Source organism: Luteolibacter flavescens (assembly GCF_025950085.1).
In the GTDB taxonomy this organism is placed as follows: domain Bacteria; phylum Verrucomicrobiota; class Verrucomicrobiia; order Verrucomicrobiales; family Akkermansiaceae; genus Haloferula; species Haloferula flavescens.
The window spans coordinates 1-1,132 of the sequence record NZ_JAPDDS010000059.1; the positions used below are offsets into that span (position 1 = coordinate 1).

Sequence of the window (1,132 nt, forward strand, 5' to 3'; positions counted from 1 at the left end):
CTCCGTTTCTTGCTCCATCCATCTATCCATCCAAGGAGTGTGGAACGCCACACGTATTTTTTTTTTATCTATGCTAATCTGATCATTAGCAGAGGAGAGTTTTAGCAGTAGGATTGGATTAAATTAGAGTAGTTTCATAGTTTGTGTGTAGTGATCTTAATTAGCTTTGATTAGACAGACAGTACAGTAGAGTAGAGGATGTTGGCTGTGTTCAGCGGCGCGGTGGTGGAGGTGCCGGCGGAGCTGGTGGCCGCCGGCAGCCGGACGCCGTCGCCCAAGACGCGGGCGTCGGAGCTGGTCGGCCGCTTCCTCGCCGCCGCCGAGCCGGCCGTGTCCCTGCAGCTCGGCGACCTTGGCCACCTCGCCTACTCCCACGCCAACCAATCCCTCCTCCGCCCAAGATCCTTTGCATCAAAAGATGACATTTTCTGCCTGTTTGAGGGAGTCCTGGACAATCTGGGCAGGCTGAGCCAGCAGTATGGCCTGTCCAAGGGCGCCAATGAGGTGCTCCTGGTTATCGAGGCGTACAAGACGCTGAGAGACAGAGCACCTTACCCTGCTAGCTTCATGCTCTCGCAGCTCACCGGCAGCTACGCCTTTGTGCTCTTCGACAAGTCCACCTCTTCTCTCCTTGTGGCCTCTGATCCAGAGGGCAAGGTGCCTCTGTTCTGGGGGATAACTGCTGATGGATCTGTTGCCTTCTCTAACGACATTGACCTGCTTAAAGGATCATGTGGCAAGTCACTTGCACCTTTCCCACAAGGTTGCTTCTATTCCAATGCTCTTGGAGGCTTGAAGTGCTATGAGAACCCAAAGAACAAGGTGACTGCTGTTCCTGCAAATGAAGAAGAGATCTGTGGTGCAACCTTCAAGGTTGAGAGCGCCACTGCAATCCTCACAGCTCTGCACTAGGATGATGTTTCGGTGTCCGGTCGTTGTACATGGTGGTGGTGTAACATAGTTGCAACTGATCTGTATCATCTTTTCATAAAAGAGAAGTACTGCCTGCATGGCAAGTGCTTCAGTGTTCTGGGTGTGTAGTATGATCTCTGTACCTTTGTTGTTCAAGCAGGAATGAACTCCAGGCCGGCTGTGATCAGTTGAATGTAGTTCTGTTGCAAATAACCTGTCC

The 1,132-nt window shown here is 51.9% G+C and carries 1 protein-coding gene; it reads left to right on the top strand.

All coding sequences use genetic code 11. The features are described from left to right. Positions 1-198: 198 nt before the first annotated feature. Entirely contained in the window at positions 199-912 is a 714-nt protein-coding gene (locus tag OKA04_RS24990) for a DUF3700 domain-containing protein (protein WP_264503862.1), read from the top strand. Positions 913-1,132 lie beyond the last annotated feature (220 nt).